The organism is Collinsella sp. CLA-ER-H9, assembly GCF_040092295.1.
In the GTDB taxonomy this organism is placed as follows: domain Bacteria; phylum Actinomycetota; class Coriobacteriia; order Coriobacteriales; family Coriobacteriaceae; genus Collinsella.
The window spans coordinates 1-2,270 of record NZ_JBBNLV010000028.1 but is presented as its reverse complement, the minus strand read 5'-3'; the positions used below and the strand labels follow the sequence as shown (position 1 = coordinate 2,270).

The window sequence follows — 2,270 nt, the reverse complement described above, 5'->3', positions numbered from 1 at the left end:
AGCCCCATCGCGCCGAGAGTACTGCGGGGTCAGCCCGTGGGAGGCCAGGGCGCCGCTGACCGGTGGACGGCACCGAGCCGCCATTGGGAATGTAGAAGGGGGAGGCCTCGCGGCCTCCCCCTTTTTTGCGCTTATAGGCAACATTCTTTTTGCAATTAAATCAATTTAATCATCCACCGCTGAATATAGACGTTCACCGTTCTTTTGTCGGTTCTTTGTTCTCAATGGACTAATATTTGCTTTAGCGCACTGCTGCGCTTGTCCTGTTTTACACGGGTCGTTTTATTGATTGTGACGGAAGGACTCACATGGCAGATGTTCATGAGCTGCTTGATACTTGGATTGCCAATGTCAAGGACGAGGAGCTCCTCGCTGAGCTTAACACGATGAAGGAGCAGGGTGATGAGGACGCCATCACCGACGCTTTCTTCCAGGATCTCGCCTTCGGTACTGCTGGCCTTCGCGGCACTATCGGTGCGGGCACTAACCGTATGAATATCTATACGGTCGGTCGTGCGACCCAGGGATTCGCTGACTACCTCAATGCGACCTTCGAGCATCCGACGGTCGCCATCGCTCGCGATAGCCGCAATAAAGGTGAGCTGTTCGTTAAGACGACGGCTGCCATTCTTGCAGCAAACGGCGTGACTGCTCTCGTGTATCCTAAGATTTCTCCCGTGCCGACGCTTTCCTGGGCCGTCCGCGACCTTAAGTGCTCCGGTGGTATTTGCATGACCGCTAGCCATAATCCGGCGCCTTATAACGGCTATAAGGCCTATGGCCCCGACGGCTGCCAGATCACCAGTGAGGCCGCCGATGCAATTTCTAAGGCTATCGCCGAGACCGATGCGTTTACCGGCGTGAAGTCTATGGACTTCGATGAGGCTGTTGAGCAGGGCCTTGTCAAGTGGATTGACGACTCCTGTCTCGAGCGTTATTACGAGGCCGTCCTCGCTCGCGGCGTGACGAACCTTTCTGCCGAGGAAATTGCCGGCGCTCCGCTTAAGCTTGTCTACACGCCGCTCAACGGTACGGGCCTTATCCCCGTTACTACGGTTCTTGAGCGCGCTGGCATCACTGATGTCACGGTTGTTCCCGAGCAGAAGGAGCCTAACGGCGATTTCCCGACCTGCCCGTATCCTAATCCCGAGATCCGTCAGGCTATGCAGAAGGGCATCGATCTCTGCGAGCAGGTTCACCCCGATCTGCTGCTTGCGACCGATCCCGACGCCGACCGTGTTGGCGTTGCTGTCAAGAATGGTGATGACTACCTGCTGTTGACCGGTAACGAGATGGGCGTCCTGCTGCTCGACTATATTTGCAAGACCCGTGCCGCTCGCGGCGAGGATCTCACAAAGAAGGTCGCGGTCACTACCATTGTTTCTTCCGCCATGGTCGATGCTCTGGCCGAGGAGTATGGCTTTGAGCTCCGTCGCTGCCTGACGGGCTTCAAGTACATCGGTGACATCATTACCTCGCTTTCCGATGCTGGTGAAGTCGATCGCTTTATCTTCGGTTTCGAGGAGAGCTACGGCTATCTGGCCGGTGATCACGTACGCGACAAGGACGCGGTGAGCACTTCGCTGCTGATTTGCCAGATGGCTCAGTATTACAAGCTGCAGGGTAAGAACCTCGCCGACGCGATGCACGAGCTTTACGAGAAGTATGGCTACTATCACAACAAGACGATTTCGCTGAGCTATCCGGGTGCTGAGGGTGCTGCAAAGATGGCGGGCATCATGGCCGGTCTGCGCGAGAATCCGCCTGCGGAGCTCGCAGGGTCCAAGATCGAGGCTGTTGTGGACTACAACACCTGCGTGAACGGCCTGCCCAAGGCAAACGTCATCGAGTTCGATCTCGAGGGCGGCAACAAGGGCATTGTCCGTCCGTCTGGTACCGAGCCTAAGATCAAGCTGTACATCTTCGCTAAGGGCGCGGATGCAGCTGAGGCGGATGCGGCGCTTGATTCCATCGAGGAATCTGGTCGCAAGCTGTTGGCCTAAGGGTTTGAAATCCTATTTCCATAGATAGGCGGAGGAGGGGATCTCGGATACGAGGTCCCCTCCTTTTTGGATTTAAAGGCGGATGATTCTTGGTTGTGTAGGAAATGTGTGCGCCCAGATTCCCGCCCCCGGGGCCCCTCCGGTCTGGCAATATATCTCCTTGCCGCGCGGCCCGGTGGAACCGGATGAGCCGCAAAGCGTGCACCTTGAGAACCGGATACTGCGAGGATGGGCACTTTCGAGTGTCGCATCCGGGCAGACATCGAA

The 2,270-nt window shown here is 56.5% G+C and carries 1 protein-coding gene; it reads left to right on the top strand.

The annotated features are described in order from the left end of the window. Positions 1-308 precede the first annotated feature (308 nt). Positions 309-2,003 carry a phospho-sugar mutase gene (locus AAAX73_RS09640; RefSeq protein WP_118082040.1) on the top strand — a complete coding sequence of 565 codons (1,695 nt, stop codon included), beginning with the start codon at positions 309-311 and terminating at the stop codon, positions 2,001-2,003. The last annotated feature ends 267 nt before the right edge of the window (positions 2,004-2,270 follow it).